Origin of the sequence: uncultured Zhongshania sp. (genome assembly GCF_963975605.1) — a bacterium.
GTDB lineage: Bacteria > Pseudomonadota > Gammaproteobacteria > Pseudomonadales > Spongiibacteraceae > Spongiibacter > Spongiibacter aquimaris.
On record NZ_CAXBHN010000017.1, the window covers coordinates 37,404 to 57,936 of the forward strand.

Annotated in this window: 22 protein-coding genes; 7 read left to right on the forward strand and 15 right to left on the reverse strand. The window is 47.7% G+C overall.

Going from position 1 to position 20,533, the window contains the following annotated elements; translation table 11 throughout:
- Positions 1-158: 158 nt before the first annotated feature.
- Complete coding sequence (locus AAC007_RS13530) at positions 159-698, reverse strand: pyridoxamine 5'-phosphate oxidase family protein (RefSeq protein WP_295874475.1); 540 nt, start codon at positions 696-698, stop codon at positions 159-161.
- A gap of 164 nt (positions 699-862) precedes the next feature.
- On the opposite strand from AAC007_RS13530, the gene AAC007_RS13535 reads away from it, so the two are divergent.
- From AAC007_RS13535 to AAC007_RS13550, 4 genes are all read left to right on the forward strand, one after another.
- Positions 863-1,894: an NADP-dependent oxidoreductase gene (locus tag AAC007_RS13535; protein ID WP_339677469.1), complete on the forward strand. Its 1,032-nt coding sequence runs from the start codon at positions 863-865 to the stop codon at positions 1,892-1,894.
- A gap of 189 nt (positions 1,895-2,083) precedes the next feature.
- Positions 2,084-2,680, forward strand: coding sequence for a helix-turn-helix transcriptional regulator (locus AAC007_RS13540; protein WP_339677471.1), 597 nt, complete (start codon positions 2,084-2,086; stop codon positions 2,678-2,680).
- Complete coding sequence (locus tag AAC007_RS13545) at positions 2,673-3,911, forward strand: HipA domain-containing protein (protein WP_339677473.1); 1,239 nt, start codon at positions 2,673-2,675, stop codon at positions 3,909-3,911. The genes AAC007_RS13540 and AAC007_RS13545 overlap by 8 nt, the downstream gene beginning before the upstream one ends.
- Before the next feature lie 75 nt (positions 3,912-3,986).
- Positions 3,987-4,733: a DUF2726 domain-containing protein gene (locus tag AAC007_RS13550; protein WP_339677474.1), complete on the forward strand. Its 747-nt coding sequence runs from the start codon at positions 3,987-3,989 to the stop codon at positions 4,731-4,733.
- A 156-nt stretch (positions 4,734-4,889) separates the two neighbouring features.
- On the opposite strand, the gene AAC007_RS13555 is transcribed toward AAC007_RS13550, so the two are convergent.
- The 7 genes from AAC007_RS13555 to AAC007_RS13585 all read right to left on the reverse strand — a co-directional run bounded on the left by AAC007_RS13555 (position 4,890) and on the right by AAC007_RS13585 (position 13,562).
- Positions 4,890-7,328 carry a DEAD/DEAH box helicase family protein gene (locus AAC007_RS13555; RefSeq protein ID WP_339677475.1) on the reverse strand — a complete coding sequence of 813 codons (2,439 nt, stop codon included), beginning with the start codon at positions 7,326-7,328 and terminating at the stop codon, positions 4,890-4,892.
- 163 nt (positions 7,329-7,491) lie between these two features.
- Positions 7,492-8,472 carry a virulence protein RhuM/Fic/DOC family protein gene (locus AAC007_RS13560; RefSeq protein WP_339677476.1) on the reverse strand — a complete coding sequence of 327 codons (981 nt, stop codon included), beginning with the start codon at positions 8,470-8,472 and terminating at the stop codon, positions 7,492-7,494.
- Positions 8,473-8,498: 26 nt separating this feature from the next.
- Complete coding sequence (locus tag AAC007_RS13565) at positions 8,499-9,776, reverse strand: restriction endonuclease subunit S (RefSeq protein WP_339677477.1); 1,278 nt, start codon at positions 9,774-9,776, stop codon at positions 8,499-8,501.
- The gene (locus tag AAC007_RS13570) at positions 9,776-11,245 is read right to left on the reverse strand and encodes an N-6 DNA methylase (RefSeq protein ID WP_339677478.1); all 1,470 of its coding nucleotides are present in this window, start codon (positions 11,243-11,245) and stop codon (positions 9,776-9,778) included. Before AAC007_RS13570 ends, AAC007_RS13565 begins: the two co-directional genes overlap by 1 nt.
- Before the next feature lie 131 nt (positions 11,246-11,376).
- A complete protein-coding gene (locus tag AAC007_RS13575; RefSeq protein ID WP_339677479.1) occupies positions 11,377-11,943 on the reverse strand; it encodes a hypothetical protein in 567 nt (188 codons plus the stop codon).
- A 216-nt stretch (positions 11,944-12,159) separates the two neighbouring features.
- On the reverse strand, positions 12,160-12,336 hold the full coding sequence (locus tag AAC007_RS13580; protein ID WP_339677480.1) for a hypothetical protein: 177 nt from the start codon (positions 12,334-12,336) through the stop codon (positions 12,160-12,162).
- Positions 12,337-12,719: 383 nt separating this feature from the next.
- Positions 12,720-13,562, reverse strand: coding sequence for a site-specific integrase (locus tag AAC007_RS13585; RefSeq protein ID WP_339677482.1), 843 nt, complete (start codon positions 13,560-13,562; stop codon positions 12,720-12,722).
- Positions 13,563-13,883: 321 nt separating this feature from the next.
- On the opposite strand from AAC007_RS13585, the gene AAC007_RS13590 reads away from it, so the two are divergent.
- Both AAC007_RS13590 and AAC007_RS13595 read left to right on the forward strand, forming a co-directional pair.
- Positions 13,884-14,219, forward strand: a complete 336-nt coding sequence (locus AAC007_RS13590; protein ID WP_339677483.1) for a hypothetical protein — start codon at positions 13,884-13,886, stop codon at positions 14,217-14,219.
- 62 nt (positions 14,220-14,281) lie between these two features.
- Positions 14,282-14,674: a DUF4124 domain-containing protein gene (locus AAC007_RS13595; protein WP_339677485.1), complete on the forward strand. Its 393-nt coding sequence runs from the start codon at positions 14,282-14,284 to the stop codon at positions 14,672-14,674.
- A gap of 2 nt (positions 14,675-14,676) precedes the next feature.
- On the opposite strand, the gene AAC007_RS13600 is transcribed toward AAC007_RS13595, so the two are convergent.
- The 7 genes from AAC007_RS13600 to AAC007_RS13630 all read right to left on the reverse strand — a co-directional run bounded on the left by AAC007_RS13600 (position 14,677) and on the right by AAC007_RS13630 (position 19,909).
- Positions 14,677-15,822: a zonular occludens toxin domain-containing protein gene (locus AAC007_RS13600; RefSeq protein ID WP_339677487.1), complete on the reverse strand. Its 1,146-nt coding sequence runs from the start codon at positions 15,820-15,822 to the stop codon at positions 14,677-14,679.
- Position 15,823: 1 nt separating this feature from the next.
- Positions 15,824-16,162 (reverse strand): DUF5455 family protein, encoded by a 339-nt coding sequence (locus tag AAC007_RS13605; RefSeq protein WP_339677489.1) that lies wholly within the window; start codon positions 16,160-16,162, stop codon positions 15,824-15,826.
- A gap of 3 nt (positions 16,163-16,165) precedes the next feature.
- Positions 16,166-17,365, reverse strand: a complete 1,200-nt coding sequence (locus tag AAC007_RS13610; protein ID WP_339677491.1) for a hypothetical protein — start codon at positions 17,363-17,365, stop codon at positions 16,166-16,168.
- 283 nt (positions 17,366-17,648) lie between these two features.
- Positions 17,649-17,888: a major coat protein gene (locus tag AAC007_RS13615; protein WP_339677493.1), complete on the reverse strand. Its 240-nt coding sequence runs from the start codon at positions 17,886-17,888 to the stop codon at positions 17,649-17,651.
- Positions 17,889-18,186: 298 nt separating this feature from the next.
- Positions 18,187-18,486 carry a hypothetical protein gene (locus tag AAC007_RS13620; protein ID WP_339677495.1) on the reverse strand — a complete coding sequence of 100 codons (300 nt, stop codon included), beginning with the start codon at positions 18,484-18,486 and terminating at the stop codon, positions 18,187-18,189.
- 12 nt (positions 18,487-18,498) lie between these two features.
- Positions 18,499-19,521, reverse strand: a complete 1,023-nt coding sequence (locus tag AAC007_RS13625) for a phage/plasmid replication protein, II/X family (protein WP_339677497.1) — start codon at positions 19,519-19,521, stop codon at positions 18,499-18,501.
- Positions 19,511-19,909 (reverse strand): hypothetical protein, encoded by a 399-nt coding sequence (locus AAC007_RS13630; protein ID WP_339677499.1) that lies wholly within the window; start codon positions 19,907-19,909, stop codon positions 19,511-19,513. The genes AAC007_RS13625 and AAC007_RS13630 overlap by 11 nt, the downstream gene beginning before the upstream one ends.
- A gap of 130 nt (positions 19,910-20,039) precedes the next feature.
- On the opposite strand from AAC007_RS13630, the gene AAC007_RS13635 reads away from it, so the two are divergent.
- Positions 20,040-20,533 (forward strand): hypothetical protein (locus AAC007_RS13635; RefSeq protein WP_339677501.1); only part of this gene is annotated, 494 nt, incomplete at its 3' end.

Sequence of the window (20,533 nt, forward strand, 5' to 3'; positions counted from 1 at the left end):
CTGCGATGCTGCATGTCCCTAATCGCCGAGAGGCTACAAAATTATAATATTTGGTGCTGCTGATCGTGTTTGCCTCTGACAGTTTTCAAGGTTGGAAAAGTATACGCGCGCTCCAATAGCTAGACGTAAGTTTAAACTCGTCACTGTGCAGCCATTGATCAAGGGCTTAGCCAGCGCAGGGTGTTCCCGGAAATTTCTGCGCGCTGATGCCCTGCCGGGCTTAGAGACAGCCAATCCATTTTAGTGACGGTCGCGCTAATAATGGCCAAATGATGAGTGTTGCTCGGCTCCCTATGCAATTCCGTGTCCAGCGTGTCGCCTGGCGCGAGGGGAGAGAGATAGTCTTGTCGGGCCGGGCTTTGCTTAACTTGTTGCCATGCGGCATCGACATCGGGGCCCCTTCTTGAAATTTTAGCTTGAGCGCTTACCCGCAACTGCCAGTTCAGCGAACTACTCCAAAATACCAGTTGAATCTGAGCGGATGTCTGTAATTGCTTAACTTTCGGACTGCGGGAATCTGTATAAATCTGTAAAGTCTGAGTGTCGCTGCAAACCTTTCTTAGCACTACACTGCGCGCTTGAGGTAAGCCTTCACTGTCAACGCTGGCAAGTACCGGCGTGCGCCATGGATGTTCTCGATCTGCTTGTGCCCGTGAGAGCTCAGACCAGATTGTATTTGCTAATGTTGCTAGATCCATAAAAATCGCTCGTCGGGAAATACAAATTTAGGGCGGATAATAATCATTAAATCTCCTCGGCTAATGTAACATTGGCAAAGAGCAGCGCGAGCAGCTAAATCTCAAGCGCAGTAAATAGTTGAAAATAAAATTAATGAGATACTGTTTTCCAAGGAGTTATCGGTATGGGTTTACCAGGTCATTTCAATGTATGGGTCATTGATCATTATCTAAAAGATAAGCTCGATGGGTCGGAATTGCGTTGGGAATCTCGTCCCGTGGCGGCCTTAAAACAAGGGCAAGTATTGATCAAAAGCTGTTTGCTGTCATTGGATGCCTCCAACCTATTATGGCTTAGCGAAAAAGAAGACTATCTCCCGCAGCTACAAATTGGCGATTTAATGCGCGGCAATATTATTGGCCGTGTTGAAGCCTCTGCTCATCCTGAGTTTAAAGAGGGCGAATATATTCTTAGCCTGCAGTCTTGGGCGGATTATCTAGTGATCGATGGTGAGGCCTTACAGAGTGATAAAATCACGCTAAAGTTTCAGCCCCACCCGGACGTGCCGTTAGATGCTTATCTCGGCACGCTGGGAATTACTGGCTGGTCGGCCTATATCGGGATGATGGAAATTGGACGTCTTAAAGCGGGCGACAAGGTGCTCATCAGTGGCGCTGCAGGCGCGACTGGCATCATGGCCGCGCAAATTGCCAAAGCAGCCGGCGCCATAGTTTACGGCTTGGCCGGCGGTGCAGATAAATGCCAATTCCTGGAAGAGAAGATCAAACTGGATGGCACCATCGACTACAAGGCCGTGACAAATTTACAGCACGCCGTAGCGGAACTGATGCCGGATGGCGTCCAAGTATTTTTTGATAATGTGGGTGGCGAAATTCTCGACGCGGTATTGCCGAATATGGCGATAAATGGACGAATCGTCGCCTCCGGCAGCGTTTCTCAGTATGGAAAGTCAGAGCAGTACGGCGTTAAAAACTTCCCGCTAATTACCTCTAAGCGTCTGCGTATGGAAGGGTTTTTAATACTGGATTATTTGCATCAAATAAATGACGTATTAGCGACCATGGAAAAGTGGCTCCTGGATGGAAAACTGATTAACAAGAACCATATTATCCATGGTTTGGAAAATGCCCCCGATGGACTGGCGAAACTAATGAGCGGCGGAAATATCGGCAAGCTAGTGGTGTATGTGGAATAGCTGGGGGTGTTGGCTGTTACGCATTTGGCCTGGGGGTGGGTTTGAGTATTTCTCTATTTTTTGATGCATTATTGTAGATCATTGATCTATTTTATCTGTTTTGATAGATCGGTTTCCTGTTTGTGCTGTTGATGTGTGATATGTAATGACATATTATTGGTTTAAATATATCTATTAAAGTAGATCATAATGAGTGCCGTCATTGACATTTCTAAGTCGCTAAAACAAGCCCGAGAAGCCAAGGGGCTGAGTCAGCGCACACTGGCTGATTTATCTGGTGTACCTCAGAGTCATATCTCCAAGATTGAGTCCGGTGGCGTGGATTTGCGCATCTCCAGTTTGGTTGAAATTGCTCGTGCCTTGGACATGGAGTTGAAGCTGGTACCGCGAAAAGGACTTTCGGCGGTGAATTCCATCATTCGGAGCACGCAAGCAAAGGCCCAATCAAAGTCGATGTTAGACGTGATGGCGAAGTTGCAGCGAGCAGCGGATCAATTGAATACAGCGCTTGCCGGCGATAGGGACGTTGCTCAATTGCGGAGTCGTATCAATGACTTGTCGCGAATATCTCTACCTCCTGAAAGTGAGGGCAAGCTCAAGGAGCTAGCTAAGCAGCTAGCTAAGCAGTTGCAGAAACTGATCACTGGAAAGACAGAAGTGTCGTCCCTTCAGGCAGTACTTGAGGAAGTGAATAGGCTGCGTAACGCAGCGGTGCATCAGCGGGACTCAGAGCTAGAAGGTCGTCGGCGTTCGGCCTATTCGCTTGATGGAGATGATGATGCCTAAGGTGTCTGTCCTGGACGTATTTCTTTATGGTGAGCCTATCGGCACCCTTACTGGGGTCGATGGTGACAGGAATCTGCTTGCCTTTAATGAGGAATATATCGCTGACGCGGGTCGACCGACCCTAAGCCTTGGCTTCAAGGATCACTACGGTGAGTTGCTCACTGACTTCAGGCCGTATCAAACCCGCCTCATGCCTTTTTTCTCTAACCTGCTGCCAGAAGAGCGGATGCGGGACTACCTTGCTGAACGTGCTGGAGTGAATCCTGAGCGCGAGTTTTTTTTGCTTTGGGCTTTGGGGCGGGATCTCCCTGGAGCAGTAACGGTACGCCCAGCTGATGGAGAAGACTGGCCGCCTGAAGTGTCAGACCCTGTTGATGAGGCCGAAAAGCAGGCGCGGGAAGAAAAATTACTGCGCTTTTCGTTGGCAGGAGTGCAGTTGAAGTTTTCGGCGTTGCAGGGAGCCAGTGGTGGCCTCACTATTCCGGCAAAGGGGGTGGGTGGATCATGGATCGTCAAACTACCGTCTGACAAGTATCTGGGCGTACCCGAAAACGAGTATTCAATGATGACCCTGGCCCGCATGCTGGGGATGAATGTGCCAGCTGTCGATCTTGTTGATATAGATGAGATTGGCGGCCTGCCAAAAGACGTTTCAGCGCTGCCAGGTAAGGCTTTCGTGATTGAGCGTTTTGATCGCTTGAGTGATGGCAGTGCGGTTCATACGGAAGACTTCGCGCAAATCTTCGGTGTTTACCCACGAGACAAATATAAAAAAGCGAGCGCTGCCAATATCGCGAACGTTATTGCTATTGAAAGTGACCAGGATGACATGCGTGAGTTTATCCGGCGTCTCACCTTTAATACCCTGATCGGCAACGCCGACATGCACCTGAAAAATTGGTCGATGTATTACCCTGACCGGAGAGTAGCTAGACTAGCGCCAGCCTATGACTTCCTCTCGACCATCCCTTATATTCCCGACAACGAAACGGCGTTGAAATGCAGTCGCACGCGCCGGTTCGATGAGTTCAACGAGGCAGAGTTGATTCATTTGGCAGGGCGCGCAGGCATACCGAAAACGCTAGTACTCGACGTAGCTAAAGAAACGACCGAGCTATTTCATCAGCATTGGCAGGCAGAAAAAAATCACCTTCCAATTTATCGAGATGCTGTGGTGAAAATTGATCGACATTTGGCTGTAGTGCCTTTTGCAGTAAATCTCAATAGCTAGTAGGTAATTGGGGTGAGCTGCTATATTCCACATCTCGCAATCGCGAATTCAATATTTTATGGATGAGGTGTTGGTATGGAGTGGCTGTTCCTTTTCGTCGTGGTTATTGTAGTCGCAATTCTCGTTTTGAAAGCCAAACTGCCCGCTAAAGCGAATACTGGCGACACAGCTACTGTCGATGAATTTCCTTACCAGCAGGCCGGTCCACTCTTTACCCCAGCAGAACGCTCATTTTTGGGAGTGCTAGATCAGGCTGTTGCTGGCCGCGCTCGTGTTTTTGGTAAAGTTCGTGTTGGTGATGTATTAAGCCCTCGAAAAGGATTGCAGCGAGGAGCGTCCAGCACCGCTCGAAACAAAATTGATCGAAAGCACTTTGATTTCGTCCTTTGCGATCCAAGTGATCTATCCGTTATATGCGTAATTGAACTGGATGATAAATCGCATCAGATTAAGTCCCGCCAAGAGCGTGATGACTTGTTACTTGGAGCTTGTAAGGCTGCTGGAATACCGATGCTTCAAGTGCCGGCAAAATCTGCCTACACAATATCTGACGTAGCTGAGTTGTTGTCTGGTTTTCTGCTTGCGCCAGAAAAAGGTGCAGCCGAATCGACGATACAGCCCCAGGTGGTGAATTTAGACGATTCTCGTAACTGCCCAAAGTGTTCTTCGAGCTTAGTTAAACGAACTGTTAAAAAGGGTGAGCATGCGGGGAAGAAAATCTTGGCTTGCTCCACGTACCCTGCGTGCAGATATTACTCGCCTATGCCAGAGGGTGATAAACCTAAGTTGGCGGAGGAGGCTGCTACGAGCACTGTCTCGTAGGGGTTGGTGGTAGATAGATGATGTTAAACAGGAAAGTATTGGTGCAGAGACAGTTTGTAACCCTTAGGCTAATGTATTGATATTTAATGTTTTTATTCGGTTGTAAAAATCAATGTACCCCTAAAAGGTAGCCCTTTTGGTGGGGCTAAGGCGGGTTTAATCTGTATTTTGTTGGTACAGATGCCGCTGAAATCCGAAGAAAGTGTCTTTGATCACCCTTGGCGAGCCTAGCTCTGACGCAGCATCGCTGATCGTGTTGTAGCGAATTTTCACTAGGCCGCTCATATTCTTGCTCGAAAGCTGCTGCACGCCATCTTCAATATACTTATCCAGCACGAAGTTGATGAAGGCTTGCTGTTTGTAGTCGGCAAAGGCGTGGTTAATGGCAGGCTTTGCTAATTTCACTCTGTCGGCGCGGGTCTGGGTTTCGGCGGCATAGGCCACGTAAGCCAATACGTCGTAGACATCGCTGTCTTTGGCGTCGATCAATTCCTTCATGCTTTCCAGTTTTTCTTCGTCGTAACCGGCTTCGGCTAAGTCACCGAGCAGCTTCTCGCGAGTTGTTGGGTCGCTCCAAATTGCGCGTAGCTGGTCTTCGTCTTGAAAGAAGCGCGGTAGGTCGTCGAACATGCGCTCAACGAACTCGCGGGCGGTAATTGGCTTGCCCTCGCTGCTCCAGTACATCACCGAGGAGATGTGTTTGATCTGTCGAGCTTTACCGTCAGACAGGGTGATTTCAATCTTATTCTCACATTGGCAGGGCCGTTCACCGCAGTCGGGGCAGGGTTCTGCTGGTGGCTTTTCGCATATGCAGGGTTTTTGTGAGCAAATTGAACAGGTTTTCGCGCCTGCTTTCTCGCAGTTACAGGGTGACTCACCGCACTTAGCGCAGACTTCCCCTTCTATTGGTTCGCCATCCCACTCGGGGTCGGCAAAGTTATAGTGGGCTTTTACAAAGTCGAAAACGGTGAAGTAGTCTTTGCCTTCATAGGTGCGGGTACCGCGTCCGATGATCTGTTTGAACTCGATCATATTATTGCAGGGCCGCATCAGCACAATATTGCGCACATTGCGGGCGTCTACGCCGGTAGACAGCTTGCGTGAGGTGGTGAGAATCGTGGGGATGGTTTTCTCGTTGTCCTGAAAAATCTTCAGGTCGTTCTCGCCAGCCGCGCCGTCATTGGCGGTTACCCGCACGCTGTAGTTGGGGTTCGTCGTCCAGCCCTTCTGCACGGCGTATTGATTTATATAGTCCCGCACCATACCGGCGTGAACTTGGGTGGCGCAGAAGACGATGGTCTTTTCCTTGCTGCCGATCCTGTCCATCCAATAGTGAACCCGGCGCTTTTCACGTTCGGGAATGGTGATGGTGCGATTGAAGTCGCCTTCCTTGTAAACCTTGCCCGCCTCGGGCTCCCCTTTAATCACCACACCGTCGCCGGGGGTATAAACATACTCGTCCATGGTGCCGACGATGGGCAGCACTTTAAACGGGGTGAGAAAGCCGTCGTTAATACCTTCTTTTAAGGTGTAGCTATACACCGGATCGCCAAAGTAGGCATAGGTGTCGGCGTTGTCGGTGCGCTTTGGTGTGGCGGTTAGGCCCAATTGCACTGCATGAGAGAAGTGAGTGAGGATTTCTCGCCAGCTACTTTCGTCGTTCGCGCCGCCCCGGTGGCATTCATCGACAATAATGAGATCGAAGAAGTCGGCGGGGTAGTCACCAAAATAGGGTGTTGGCTTGCCGTTATCGTCTTCGCCGCCGCTCATAAAGGTTTGAAATATTGTAAAAAACACGCTCGCATTTTTAGGCGCCGCGCCTTTTTTTCTAATTTCGTCGGGGCTAATCCGTACAATCGCATCTTCACCAAATGGCCCAAAGTCGTTAAAGGCTTGGTTGGCCAATACATTGCGGTCGGCTAAAAACAGAATGCGCGGGCGACGGCTGGCTTCGTCGGGCGTCTTCTGAGCGCTGACCGTCCAGCGGCTATTAAACAACTTCCACGCGGTTTGAAAGGCAATGCAGGTTTTGCCGGTGCCGGTGGCGAGGGTTAGTAAGATGCGCTGCTGGCCCTGAGCGATGGCATCCAAGGTGTTGTTGATAGCATTTTCTTGATAGTAGCGGGGTGACCAATCGCCTTTGCGCTCAAAGGGTATTTGCGCAAAGCGCTGGCGCCATATTGCCGCAAAGTCTGGCTCGGCTTGGTCAAAGCTCAAGGCCCACAAAGCCTCAGGGCTTAAGTAATCGCTCACTAAGGTCTCGTGGCCGGTGAGCATATCCATCATGTAAATGTCATGGCCGTTGCTGGCGTAGGCAATGCGGCATTGCAGACGTTGGGCGTAGTCTTTGGCTTGACGAACGCCCTCGCTGTAACTCAGGCTTTCTTTTTTGGCTTCAATGACCGCGAGCTTGCGGCCGCGATAGACCAGTACATAATCACTAGAAACACTGCTGCCACGCTTGCCGCCACTCATAATGCGACCGGGAGCAATGACCTCGCGGCGAATAAAGCTGTCGTCCACCACGCCCCAGCCTATAGCGGCTAGTTTCGGGTCGATCAGTTCGGCGCGGGTATCGGCTTCATTTCTGCTCATAAAACGTCCAGTGTCATCTCGTCTTGACCTCATTGCTGGGCTTTTGAGTCAAGAGCGAGTCAAGAAAGTAATTGTGCGCTAACTATTTGATATTTATTAAGTAAATTTTTCTTCGCTACCGTATATGTGGTTTTCTAAGGTTTTGAATCAAGAAATATCACCCTCATTCCATGCTATTAAGCATATGCATCACCAGCCGAATTAGCACCTCTTTTTGAGCGGGAGCCGACTCGGCAATTAAAAGGGTGAGCGCGGCTAGGCCCACATCATTAATAATGACCTCACCTTTGGTGTTGTAGAGGTGATTATTGCGGTGCAGAAAGTCCACAAACAAGTAGGCGCCGCTGCGCTTATTGCCGTCGCTGAAGGGGTGATTCTTCACCACAAAATACAACAGGTGGGCGGCCTTGCTCTCTATAGTGGGGTAAGCAGGCTCACCAAAAACAGTTTGGTCGAGGTTGCCGAGAATCGACGCCAGCCCATCGTCGCGCAGGCGGGCGAATAGCTCGGTGGCTTCGCCGCGTGTAATTAGGGTTTGCTTCAAGGTGGTTAACGCAGCCATGGCTTCGTTGGCACTGGGCAGGGTGCCACCAGTGGCTCCCTTTGGCTCGGCTAACAAACCCTCGTCGTATTGCTGTAGCCACAAAAAGGTTTGGGTGTAGCGGCTAACAATGTCGACCAAGCCGCTGCCTGCCTCGGCAGAGAGCGCGGGTGACTTGGCGGTTTTCTGGATCAGCGCCAAGGCCTGTTGCAACTCTTCGGCATTTTGCTCAAAGCGCTGGCGATTGAGGGTGTAGCCCTTGGTCAAATGCTCGCGGAGTGTGCGAGTGGCCCAAATCCGGAATTGGGTGGCGCGCTTGGAATTTACGCGATACCCAATGGCGATCACGGCGTCCAGGTTATAGTGTTTGGTTTTATAGGTTTTTCCGTCAGCGGCAGTATGTTCCAAAATGGAACATGCTGAATCCTTGTCTAATTCATTGCTTTTAAAAATATTGCCAAGGTGCTTGGTAACAGCTGGGCGCTGGGTGCCAAAGATTTCGGCAATTTGCGCTTGGCTCAACCACAGCGTTTCCTGCTGGCTATCTAGCCGCACCTCAACCTCATGGCCGTCTTGCTGATAAATCAGTATTTCATTATGCATCATCACATTCCTTTGCAATGTTCATATTAGGCAGCCTGTCCGTCGGTGGCGGCTTTAGTCGCGCTCGCGCTTAACTGGCCAGTGAAGGCTTTGTGGAGTAGGGATTTTTTGAGTTCTTCTAGATTGGAAATTTTTGACTCATAAATACTTATTAAATCAGTTGTGAGTTTATGGATATTGCTGAATTGGCCGACGGTTTCAGCTTGGACCTCTATTGACGGAAGAGTGAATGTGAATGCTTGTATTTGTTTCCCGCTGATGTGGGGGACGCCAAGACCCGTCTGGATTGAAAGGACGTAAGCTTCAAATTTTTTGCTTCCAATCAGATAATACAAATAGTCATGCAAAATTCCAGCTTTGCAGCGGAGCCTAGCAACTCGTTGTACTAATAAACATGGCAAATCAGCAGGTGAAATTTTTGCGTATTTCATGCCGGATTTTACCCAAGTTCGATCCATTGCAAGAACAATGTCGTTTTCGTCTAAGAAATACTTTTCATAGCCTGATACTTTGTCAGACGGCCAGTACTTCGCGTCGTCCCATCGAAGTTTGCCTTGAATAATATTGTCTCCTCTAATTAGCGGGGTGTCGCTTTTAGATTTTGAATATTCGGGGCTTTTAAAGGCAAACCCTGTCAATAAATTTATTTCATTACCCAGATTTGTATTTTTCGCACTTGGTCCCGAAGCAGAAAAGGTCTGCGACAAAAAGCTCTCAAACAACTCGCGGGCATTTTTCAGGTTTTTTTCAGCATTGGCGCGAGCCTTGTCGATGTCGGCAAAGGCGCTGTCGAGTAGGGCGACTATGCGTTTTTGTTCGGGGAGTGGGGGTAGGAATATGTCGGCAGAGAGGACATCCCGCTTGCTAATGTTAATCTGTAGTCCTCCAGCTCCCTTTGTTTTGTAATACTCTTTGATAATTGGTGAGGAAAGGTAGTGACGAAGATATGGGATGTAAACTTCATCCGTGAAGTCAAATAGTTTGCCTACTCGCTGATTAAGTAAAAATTGACGTCCGTTTAAGTTCCTTACTAACGTAGGTAAGCCCAAAATCTTAGGGTCGCCAGCCATATCCGTCATGGCTATTACTAAATCACCATCGGCTAGCAGAAACTGGGGGTACTGGTGCACGTATGCATCTGGTAAGAACCGAATGTTGTGATCGGGGTTAAAGGTACCATCAGGTCGAATATTGCTCATTCTAATATTTAATGTATTAGAGCTATCAACATAATCTTTTGATTTGAACGCAAAGCCGTTTAGTAAGTTACAAACATCGCCTAATTTTCTAATCGGGCCATTCATCAAAGCAACTCCTGAATACTTTCCAGAATCACTTCACTCTCTTTGTCCAGCGCAATAATCTCAGCAATTATGTCTGCCGGTTCCCGTAGCGCCGCTTCTTCTTTGGCATTGGGGTTTTTTACTGACAAATCGGCTTCGGTGCCTTGAGTAATATCGATAACAGATACGGTCCAAGATTTTTCAGAGTCGGCGAAGGTCTTTTGTAGCGTGACAAACTCTGCCATATCAGTGTCATTGAGCGGATTGGTTTTACCCAAGGAACGGCCGGGTTCGAGTTGGTAGTACCAGATTTTTTGAGTTGGCTCGCCCTTGGTGAAAAACAGCACCACGGTTTTAACGCCAGCACCCAAAAAGGTTTTGGCGGGGCAGTCGAGTATGGTGTGAAGGTTGCAGTTTTCTAACAGCTCGCGGCGCAAGGCGACGGCGGCATTGTCGGTGTTCGATAAAAAGGTGTTTTTAATAACGATGGCGGCGCGGCCACCGGGTTTGAGCATTTTAATAAAGTGCTGCAAAAACAGAAATGCGGTTTCGCCGGTTTTAATGGGGAAGTTCTGCTGCACTTCTTTGCGTTCTTTGCCGCCAAACGGTGGGTTGGCGAGAATGATGTCGTGCTGGTTGCTGGGCTGAATGTCTTGTAGGTTCTCACCAAGGGTATTGGTGTGAACGACGTTGGGTGCCTCTATGCCATGCAGAATCATATTCATGATGGCGATAACGTAGGCTAGTGACTTCTTTTCTTTAGCGTAAAAGGTCTTCTCTTGCAGGGTCTTTAGTGCGCTGGTCGATAGTTCTTTTTGCTCGCGGCCGCCTTTGCGCAAGTAGTCGTAAGCCTCGCATAAAAAGCCCGCAGAACCGGCTGCGCCGTCGTAAATGGTTTCGCCTATTTGCGGCTGAATCACATCGATCATGGCGCGGATCAATGGCCGTGGCGTGTAGTACTCACCGCCGTTGCGCCCAGCATTGCCCATATTCTTGATCTTGGTTTCGTAAAGGTGGCTGAGCTCGTGTTTCTCCTGCTGGGAGCGAAAGCGCAGCTCATCGACTTTCTCTAGCGCATCGCGCAGGGAGTAGCCGCTTTGAATCTTGTTTTTAATCTCGCCGAAAATCTCGCCAATTTTGTATTCAATGGTGTCGGGGCCGGTGGCGCGCTGCTTAAAGCCCTTGAGGTAGGGGAATAACTCGCCGTCGACATAGTCCATTAAATCGTCGCCGCTTAAGGCGTTGTTGTGGTCAAAATTGCCGTTGGCATCTTTCGGTGCAGCCCATGCGCCCCAGCGGTGAGCTTCATCAATAATGTAGGGGTAGTCCTCGCCCATCATCTCGGCTTCCATGGCCCGTTCCTGCTCGAAATCGTCGAGGTATTTTAGGAACAGCATCCAAGAGGTTTGCTCGGTGTAATCCAGCTCGCTAGAGCAACCGGCGTCTTTGTGCAGAATGTCGTCGATATTTTTGAAAGTTTGTTCAAACATTGAGTGGGGGCTTTCCTTGGCGGAAGAGGTTTGATTTTTGGTATTGTATCCGGTTTTGATTCTGCCCGAATTACGCTGCTGTGTCTTGAATATGCTTGGTTACTGGTTAGAAGGGCCGGGTGGGTTACACGCTAAGCTGGCTTTTTATAGTTTTTCGCGCGTTTTACGGTAGGTTCATTTTGCTTAGTCACATCGGCATAGAGATGATCGTTAAATAAGTGAAGGCTAATGATTTTTGATCTGGGAAAGGCCATGTAATATGCCGCAAGTGATTCTGCGCGAGCAAGTGAGTCGCTGTTGTTGTCGGCTTCCGCTAGTAGATCGATAACCGGATTATAAACTGCGGAAATTTCAATGTTCATTTTTTCTGTTGTTCTGTACCCGCTTAAAAGTGGAAGTATCGTAAGGTAGCTATTGCCCTGTGATCCCGGCTCTAAGCCATCGGCGACTAAGCCAACGTAGACCTTTCGATTTTCTAAAGAAATGAGTATGGGTTGATACGTGTCCATACTCTTCCACAATACGGCGTCGAAATCGTCTTTAAGCATTGCTTGCCGGAATATATCGATCCGCTTTTCTTCACTGAGCACGTAGTTAAAAGCCAGTGCAAAGAGGTAAGCGAGTACGGGGGCGCTAAGCGCGGTATAAACAGGGACTAAGTCGGGAGCAACTATAATTAGCGGTTCAATACCAATCATGGATGGTATCGCAAATAATAGTACTTTCAGCAAAATTGCAGCTAAGAGGCATGGGACGCCATAGGTGACTGAGCGTAAATAAAGTCGTTGCCCGTCTTCGCGAGGAATTTTATATTTTAGTGTTAGGAGTTGGTCGCACAGTATAAAACCAGCAGATGCTCCCATTACTAGGAGAAGAGCTATGACATCGAGCATCCTGCTCGCCTCACTTTGTGGTTAAAGGCTTACTGTTTTTACGCCGTAAGCGGCTTTGATTTGTTTGGCTAATTTTTTGGTGGCGTCAGTGAATTCTTTAGACTGGAGTGCTTTTTCAAGCTCAAGATGGCCCACGCCTTTACCTCTAATAGAGTAGGCTGCCTGAAATGTATTTTGTGAACTCGGCGTTTTTTTCATGTTTTAAATCTTCCGTAGCACTGCCTCTGCGTATATCAACCTTACTAAAGTTTTTATAAGTAAGCTATAGATGCTTGTACCGGCAAAGAGCTTATTCTATTGGGTTATGTAAATGCGGTTTGATATTTTCTTTTGGGGATTAACTGCTGACAAAAATTTAAAAACAACACTGAGATGGCTTGTTTGTTTAATGAGAAAAAACAGGGGCCTCCGAAGAGGTCCCGCACTCGGAGGTCGAAACCGCCGAGGTAGTAATCTGTATTCTGGTTTTGTTAACGGTGGTGGTCAACTGCAGAAAGTAGTGGTGCCCAGAGACGGAATCGAACCGCCGACACGAGGATTTTCAATTTTCAAAGCTAAAACATTAAATTTTGTTAATGCTGTTATAATAACGGCAGCTGATCTCCTGTTTCTATCCTTTTTGCAGCCTGGACTAAATGATCTCCGCTTAAATGTGCGTACCTAAGCACCATTTCAAACGTCTTCCACCCTCCCAAAAGCTGTAATTCTTGCAACGAAGTCCCGTTCTGCACATGCCAAGACGCCCAAGTATGTCTTAAATCGTGCCAGCGAAAATTATCGATATTTGCACGTTTTTTAGCCGCAGCCCATGCTTTTGTAGACGTTCTATCAACAGGCGAGCCGTTATAAACGAAGCAATATTGCTCATGATCAGTCAGAACTGAATTCAAGATATTCATCGCGTCAGCATTCAACGGGACAGTAATCGGTCGTTTATTCTTCGATTCTGACGCAGGAATAATTGCTAATGCACGGCCTAGATCTACTTGTGACCATCGCAGGTAACTAACATTATGCTGCCTCAGTCCCGTTGAAAGCGAAAATGCAGCCATTTTTGACAGGTGAGGCGGAAGCTCTTTGATTAACCGTGCCGCCTCGGCTCTTTTAAGCCATCTAACGCGGGGTTCAGGCTCTTTAAATAGCCTGACTTTGGGTACGTGATCAATCCACCCCCAATAATCCCTTGCAGCCCTTAAAATAGCCCTTAGCAACGCTAGGTAGCGATTTGCAGTCGATGGCGTCGTTTCTAGTTTTTTATCATGAGCAATCGTGAAGATAATATCTAAGCTGATATCCGAAAGCAGAACACCAGATAAATACCTGCTTAACCACGTAAGTTTAATCAGATCCTTTGAATGATCACGCTTATGTGTAGTCGTTAGCACCCAACGATCAACAGCATCATTCCATGTTTTTCTATGCACGCCATACCCTTAAAAACAACGAAGAATAATATGTAATTCAAAATATGGGAATGCTCCGCAGGCCGCTATTCGCGGTGAACCGGCTAGCAGCCGGAAGCTACTCTAACGTCAAAGGCACGGTTCAGCGTGAATTGAATATTTGACGCCGCTTGTCCACAAATTTTCTGCTACCGCGCACCCCAAAAGCCGATCAGATGACATTACAGAGCTATTTTCAAGGTTATACGGAGCGCTAAAAAACGCGACCTTGAAAATAGCTCTGTAATGTCATTTTTCTGATCTTGGGGTGACACGGAAGCATAAAATTTATGGAGCTGCGCTATGAAGACATCAAATATTCAAAACATTCACGCTAAATCCGCTGTAAAGGGTTCCACCCTCTACACTCCCGGGGGCTCCTCAAAAGCATGTGGGGTAAAGCAAATGACCGAGCAGCTCGAACTAGCTTTAGAGCACATCTATCAACTGGCATTAGAACTACCACGCCAAGCAAAACGATTGGCTAAAAAAATCCCTCATATACCCGCTTACATACAGCTATTGCTAGATTTCACATCGAAACCAACAAAAAACAGCCCATGGAAAAACGCGAAAATCGCTATTTTTAGTGCTGTCGCAATTTTGAGCGCATTCAGTATTGGCTTTTTTATCGGGTAATCTTGGTTTAGAATTTTGATCTTCGTCACTTCTAGCTGATATTCAGCAGGCAAGGAACACGCATGATCAAAGGATTGATATTATTATTTTCGTTTATCTCACCCGCAATTAGTGGCGAAATCTACAAGTACTACGACGACAACGGAAAGATCGTTTACTCAGATACGGCCCCTGTATCGAACACACCAGCGCTTAAACTTCGCACTAGTGATCTACCCCCGTTACTCATTACTGAACCTGAAAGACCAGTACGACAAAGCCCAGCTCAATATAAGAAAAATGTCGTCATTCATGATCGTACGGAAAGTGCTAAGTGTAGATACGCAAAAGCCGGTCTTGATCGCGTTAAAAAAGAGATCAGAACCGGCAAAGGTAATAGGTCTATTGAACAATTGCGTGATGATAAGCGTCGCTTCAGTGATCTTAAACTTACCGAATGCCACTACAGTAGGTAGCTTTAGTAATTAGAACAGGTCGGATATATTTTCTGACCTTGATATGTAAGCTCAACGTCGCACTTGCCGAATGCTTTGACTTTGACCCCCATTCTTGAAAGCTCACTTATATCCAGTTCATTTTCTACACCGTCACTATCGGCAACCATGATCGAAACGGTTTGCTTTTGCCCGATGTGAAGATAGTTGGCAATTGAAGACCTTTCTAAGCCGGCGAGTCTATTGTAGCGATCGACAGTTTCTTCATTGTCCGTTTGTACTGATTTAGTGAGTGTGTCGGCCAGCGATTGAAGCTCGTTCATTTTGGCTTGATATTGCGAATGCTTATACCCCAGCACACCAGCTGCGGCCATAGAGACACCGAGTAAGCAGCCAACCGCTAACGCTACTGGGGCCTTAAATCGTTTGAAATATATTTTTGTCATTCGCATGTAGAACTCCTTATTTCTGGCGACCATATAGCGGCCTTTTGTGTGCCAAGGTGTCAGCATCGAGTAAATGCCGTGAGGATAATCATTTAAGAAAACTTGATCAGTTTGATAATAATCGAACATATGATTTCCACGATACGTCCAGACGTCCGAAATCATATCTTGAGTGCTAATGCCATAAACAACTTTTGCTCTATGAACACGCGGCAGTGTGAGTCGAATACCTAGTACATTTTGAAATATTGGGCCGAGGAGCGGAACGCGGATATTGTCTAAGCGACGGCAAAAAACGGTATATTCTGCGAGTGCGTCCCTAGCTTGTGAATCAAGAATATTTACGTCCTGAATTATTAAATAGACGTCCCAGCGAAGTTTGCGAGCGTGTAGAAACCAATCATTAACGGCTTTTCGGCTTTTGTCTTGCCAATTTCTTGAGTTGAACCATGTGCCACATTCATCGAGAACTAAAGTACCGAATTTGCTTTCGTCGTATGGGCCTTCGTATGCAGGGCCGAGCGCGTTTAGATCATCAACATTGGGTTTATCAGGTAAGCGTATTACGTCGACTTTTTTATTGTTTGGCCCAGCCATCGCAACCAAATTTAGATCTAAATTTGTAGCAACTCTTCGACCAGCTGCAAGTGCGTCGTAAAGCCGACCGACGCTAACCAGTGTTTTACCATTGCCTAATTTTCCCGTGACGATGTAGACAGACATTTTAGAATAGCTTGTATTGAATAATTCTAACTTGCCATTGATAAACCCAGCGCAACAGCAGTGCAGACATATAAGACGATATGCAAAATGTGGCATTGCTAGGAATCACTAGACCGGCTGCAATTGAGACCTCTGGCGGTGCAGCAGCGGAGATCCCCCCGACTAGAGCCGAAATTGCTGCGAAAAAAGCCGTGGTGACTGCGACGATAACAGCAACAACAGCAGCCGTTATTGCAAGCCTCTTTGTTAAAAAATTAGCAAAGTAGGCGAACAAGCTTGAGAAAATGCCGCCGAGTACGGCAGCAAGCCAAGGTATACCGGCGAGCACTGGAATAGGCATGTTTTAGACCTTACTTGGGACCGGCGCGAGTGCCAGCATAATGATTGCGTATATCGTGTAATACGATAGCGCCCAACCGAACCATTCCTTAAACGCTATGAATTTCTCACACGGAATAGGGACGGAAAATTTACTTGCAAACGTTAATTGCAGTGGTGTGCAGGCGGAAGCAGAAGGCAAAAAAGATGTTAAAGCGTCATCAATTCCACTTCCACTTGCGATACCGTCCATAGGCCCGCCGCCAGAACTTTGACCGTCAATGTCAGAGATATAATCATCGAGAATTCCATCCATTTCTCCGATTGCTTCGTCTTCTAGATCAGAGCCAAATTTATCGGCGTCTACATTTTCGACTTCTTCGGTTAAATTTTCGAATTCGTCTTTTATTTCATCGAGCTTATCGACTACTTCCTTATTGGGATTTTTATTGCCTTGGCATTGATTTAGCCAAAGTTGCATATGAATAGCCGCGAGCTGCGCATCACCTTGACTGTTAGGCTTTCTACCGCATGTACTTGCTTGACCTTCTGATTTTCCGTCACCGTCAGGCGTTGCGTCATCTTCGTTATCTATGCCATCGCCGTCTTTATCATTATCAACACCGTTGGGAATTCCGTCGCCGTCAATATCCGAATCTTTACTATCTGGTATGCCGTCTCCGTCTGTGTCTTTCTTCTCGTTTATGCCATCGCCGTTTTCGTCGGGATCGTCGTCGTTAAGTATTCCGTCACCGTCTATATCATCGTCACCCTCGTTTGGGATTCCGTCACCGTCTACGTCACCGTCGGGTTCGTAGCCAGTTGTTCCCCCGCCGAAACATCCGGTTATACTTCCGAATTCAGTGCCAAATGTGCCGAAATGTTTACCGTGCTGCCCGCAACCACCTTCATTGTCTGGATGATCATAATCTATACACGTGCCTTCAGGCGTTCCGTCGTACGTGCTGTTATTACAGTATTCTGGAGCTTCTGTATCTTCGTTAGGTAACGGGTCATCACCTTCGGTATCTTCGAGAACAGGTAAGCCGCTATAGGTGCATTGATACCCAAATACACCTTCTAAATCATAGTGACCTTTGCACGAGTAATAGCAGTCGTTTGAATTTGCTCCCTCGTCACCCTCTGCGCGAACTATAAGATCCGGAACAAGCTGGCCTTGTAGGTCACTGCACGATGGAGGATCTGGAAGAGTACAGGTAAGCATTGTTACCCTTGCTGACCCGCCGTAAGCACTGCCGCTAGCAACGCTTCCGAGTTTGCACGAATCAGTACCACCTGACCAAACGCCCCTGTCTGTACCGCTAAAGGATAGCCACGAATCACACGCTAGCGACTTTGATGAAATGCAAGCTGTATCCGGACCAGCTGCGGGCCTAGAGCCTAGCCAACCATCAGTAGCAAAGGAAAAATTAGAAAAGGTAAGAACAAAAATGATTAGCAGTTTTTTCATAAGTTTGGCCCCCGGAGGGGCCGGCTCCGTGAACAAATTAGACTTTGTTGGTGAAGCGTTTTACGAGCTTGATCAATACGCCAGCTACGAGAGCAGCGGTGATTAACGGCCAAGCAGCGTCAGCCGCATCACCAATGCCAGTGTTAATCGACGCTAAGCCAGCGGTAGCAGCCGCAGGAAGTTCGGCATGTGCAGTGCTAGCAAGTCCGACAACAAGAGCAACGGACAATAAGACCGATTTACTCATTTTTGCGAACAACGATTTCAGTTTTTTCATTAGATTTTCTCCGAAAGTTGGTGGAAAAATTTCCACAAAAAGCCGGTTCCCCAGCCGATCATATAGGCGCCGAACATCTGCGCGGCGAAGTAAGCAAAATCGCTTTCTGTCATCGCTGGCCCCCTTTACTCATACCCGCCGCGCAAGCAACGAATAAGAATCCGTAATAGATCAGGTTAAAAATATCTGTGTTTGTGGTTACTTCTAACATTGAATGCGCACCCCTTCGGCGACTCCACCCCCTGCGGCGGCGAAGTCGCCTGCGCGGCACTTTTGAATGAAGACCAACACGTTTAGGTTACTTAACGAGAGCTGCCGGTTTTTGTTCGGCGCTCATCGCGAGTATTTCAAGTTTGCCATCGCCACGAATACCCATTTCTACATCAAATGTGCACGGAAAATTTTGGCTCATTGCTTGTACCACTAGCGCAGCTGGCGCTTGCATTTCTACAACTTTAAAACCGGACGCGATGTAATTTGCGTCAGTGCCGATTTGTGGCTGTAGCGTATTTACGATGGCAACGTCGTATTGATTGCCGGTTTTTTTGCTCACACCTTGGCGACGGGAAACGCCAGCAATTAACATTTTCTGTTTCATAAAATTTACCCTTTAGGCTGCTAGTAATTCGGACCATGTAGAAACCGCTTGGGCTTCCATAATCCGTTGACGAAGCGCGACAACTTTGCCAGCGCTGATATCTGCGTCACCCAAACCGGCAGAACGCAAAATTTTTAAATTTCTATACCAAGTTGTTTTGGTGTAACAATCTCGGGCTTTTTCCCAGCCTTGGCTTTGAATCATTGCCCAGCAGCCATAGGCGGCTTTTCCCTGCCCTTCTGTAGGCGCGGCATTTAAAATATTTGCTTGTAAGCTGGAGTCATTCGCCATTTCAGCGCCCCCTATCATTCGTTCAAAGTAATCTGCCCATTCAGCAGTAAGTTGTTTAGGCGTTAGTAATCGCCAGTCATTGCGAGAGAAGAATTCCCGCTTTAAAGAGAGTTCAAGCCGAAGTAAGTGCATGGCTTTTTGAATTTCATCAGGGGTGTAATACCTGCCGGTGTATTCCGGCTTTTTCATCATGTGTTGAAGGTGCGGGCCTTTTGCATAGGCTTTGCCGCTTCTCAGTTTTGAGCCGTGCGACCAATAGACCGTATCGCCTTTTTGTTGAGAAACACGGTAACGACCACCTTCACAGTTGCGAAGAATTGAAAGCCCTTGAATGACCTCAGCATGAGAGCCTAGGCGCAAATTTCCAGTGACATCAACGCGAGTGACTTTAAATAGCTCTGCTGATGGCAAGCTGCCAGCGCCTAAATAATCCGTGACAAACGCAATCATTCGTTTAACACAGCCCATGAGGTCTAAGGCGTGAGAAGCGCCAGCGCCGAAGACAGCGCAGCCATCGCCCATAATTCGTGCTGGACTGCCTTGTATCCATAGGTCGGTGGAACAGCGAACCGAAATTTGATGTGAATCAGACCGGATTGAATCCCATGCTTGGGTCTCATAGCGAATTTCACCAGTGACGGGGTTGTATCTTGCAATACGGTCACCCAAAAGCTGTGCGGCGGTGCGTACTTCGTCGCTGCAAAGGTCGAGGGGAACGCGGCAAGTGACCCAATCAAGAAGCATGATTTTGCAACCAATTAGCAGCGGCGTTTTTAATGGTTTTTTGGGTGTGAGTCCCACCCATGGGACTAAGTGGCGGTGTTACAGGGGCCGCCACTGCGAAACGCTGCCGCATTTCGCTAAAGACGCGATCAGATTGCTGGCTGATTGCTGCCAGCTCATCGACACGCGAAAGGTAGTCATTCCGGAAATGGTCGCAGGGGGCAATGCAGCCGCCGTAGCTAAGACACAGTTTGGCGGCTTTGGGGCATTGGTGATGGTGCAATTCGGCGCGAAATGAACGCATCCGCTCAAGGCTGACCCAAAAATGGTAATCCCGAACGTGTTGAGAGAAAGGGATTCCCTCGTCTACTGGGCGTCCTTGCTCATCGAGCCAGTACGGGCGGGCCATTACTTGAGATCCTCACCAATAGATCCAATCTGGCGAGGGCGATCATGGAAATCTGCGACGCGAAGTACTAGCCAGAGTAGCGATAACGTGATGATTATCACGATAGTGATCTGAGAGGCGATTGATACGGGTGCAAAATAGACCAGTGACGGCGCTAAAACGAAAAAGAAGAGATCAAGGAACCTTTTTTTATTTGTCATGCCAGAGCCTGTACGATCCGTTTACACTGTACGAACGGATGCTACATGGACAAAAACAGAAATGTAAAGCAGAATCGAACATCGAACTGGAGGTGAATGCTATGCGCGGCTATGAATGGGTTGAATTAATCAAACGTGAAACTGACCTAAAGTCAGATAACAAAGTTGCTTTAGCTATAGGAATTACAAGGTCAGCAATTAGCGATCACAAGCATGGAAGAGCCGCATCATTCTATGATGAACAATGTATAAAAATCGCGGAATTACTGGGCTTGGAGCCGATTGTGGTGATTGCTGATCAACGTGCGGCAGGCGCGAAAAATGACAGCATGAAGGCCGTTTGGGAGAAGATAAAAAGGAATATAGTAGTGGTGCCCAGAGACGGAATCGAACCGCCGACACGAGGATTTTCAATCCTCTGCTC

Excerpts from the sequence above, each read along its gene's own strand:
- AAC007_RS13545 (WP_339677473.1), top strand. The coding sequence starts at position 2,673 with ATGCCTAAGGTGTCTGTCCTGGACGTATTTCTTTATGGTGAGCCTATC.
- AAC007_RS13565 (WP_339677477.1), bottom strand. The coding sequence starts at position 9,776 with ATGAATGGCCCGATTAGAAAATTAGGCGATGTTTGTAACTTACTAAAC.
- AAC007_RS13575 (WP_339677479.1), bottom strand. The coding sequence starts at position 11,943 with ATGATTGGTATTGAACCGCTAATTATAGTTGCTCCCGACTTAGTCCCT.
- AAC007_RS13625 (WP_339677497.1), bottom strand. The coding sequence starts at position 19,521 with ATGCTTCTTGATTGGGTCACTTGCCGCGTTCCCCTCGACCTTTGCAGC.
- AAC007_RS13600 (WP_339677487.1), bottom strand. The coding sequence starts at position 15,822 with ATGTCTGTCTACATCGTCACGGGAAAATTAGGCAATGGTAAAACACTG.
- AAC007_RS13555 (WP_339677475.1), bottom strand. The coding sequence starts at position 7,328 with ATGAGCAGAAATGAAGCCGATACCCGCGCCGAACTGATCGACCCGAAA.
- AAC007_RS13615 (WP_339677493.1), bottom strand. The coding sequence starts at position 17,888 with ATGAAAAAACTGAAATCGTTGTTCGCAAAAATGAGTAAATCGGTCTTA.
- AAC007_RS13610 (WP_339677491.1), bottom strand. The coding sequence starts at position 17,365 with ATGCTTACCTGTACTCTTCCAGATCCTCCATCGTGCAGTGACCTACAA.
- AAC007_RS13540 (WP_339677471.1), top strand. The coding sequence starts at position 2,084 with ATGAGTGCCGTCATTGACATTTCTAAGTCGCTAAAACAAGCCCGAGAA.
- AAC007_RS13590 (WP_339677483.1), top strand. The coding sequence starts at position 13,884 with ATGAAGACATCAAATATTCAAAACATTCACGCTAAATCCGCTGTAAAG.
- AAC007_RS13630 (WP_339677499.1), bottom strand. The coding sequence starts at position 19,909 with ATGGCCCGCCCGTACTGGCTCGATGAGCAAGGACGCCCAGTAGACGAG.
- AAC007_RS13550 (WP_339677474.1), top strand. The coding sequence starts at position 3,987 with ATGGAGTGGCTGTTCCTTTTCGTCGTGGTTATTGTAGTCGCAATTCTC.
- AAC007_RS13595 (WP_339677485.1), top strand. The coding sequence starts at position 14,282 with ATGATCAAAGGATTGATATTATTATTTTCGTTTATCTCACCCGCAATT.
- AAC007_RS13580 (WP_339677480.1), bottom strand. The coding sequence starts at position 12,336 with ATGAAAAAAACGCCGAGTTCACAAAATACATTTCAGGCAGCCTACTCT.
- AAC007_RS13535 (WP_339677469.1), top strand. The coding sequence starts at position 863 with ATGGGTTTACCAGGTCATTTCAATGTATGGGTCATTGATCATTATCTA.
- AAC007_RS13530 (WP_295874475.1), bottom strand. The coding sequence starts at position 698 with ATGGATCTAGCAACATTAGCAAATACAATCTGGTCTGAGCTCTCACGG.
- AAC007_RS13620 (WP_339677495.1), bottom strand. The coding sequence starts at position 18,486 with ATGAAACAGAAAATGTTAATTGCTGGCGTTTCCCGTCGCCAAGGTGTG.
- AAC007_RS13605 (WP_339677489.1), bottom strand. The coding sequence starts at position 16,162 with ATGCCTATTCCAGTGCTCGCCGGTATACCTTGGCTTGCTGCCGTACTC.
- AAC007_RS13570 (WP_339677478.1), bottom strand. The coding sequence starts at position 11,245 with ATGTTTGAACAAACTTTCAAAAATATCGACGACATTCTGCACAAAGAC.
- AAC007_RS13560 (WP_339677476.1), bottom strand. The coding sequence starts at position 8,472 with ATGCATAATGAAATACTGATTTATCAGCAAGACGGCCATGAGGTTGAG.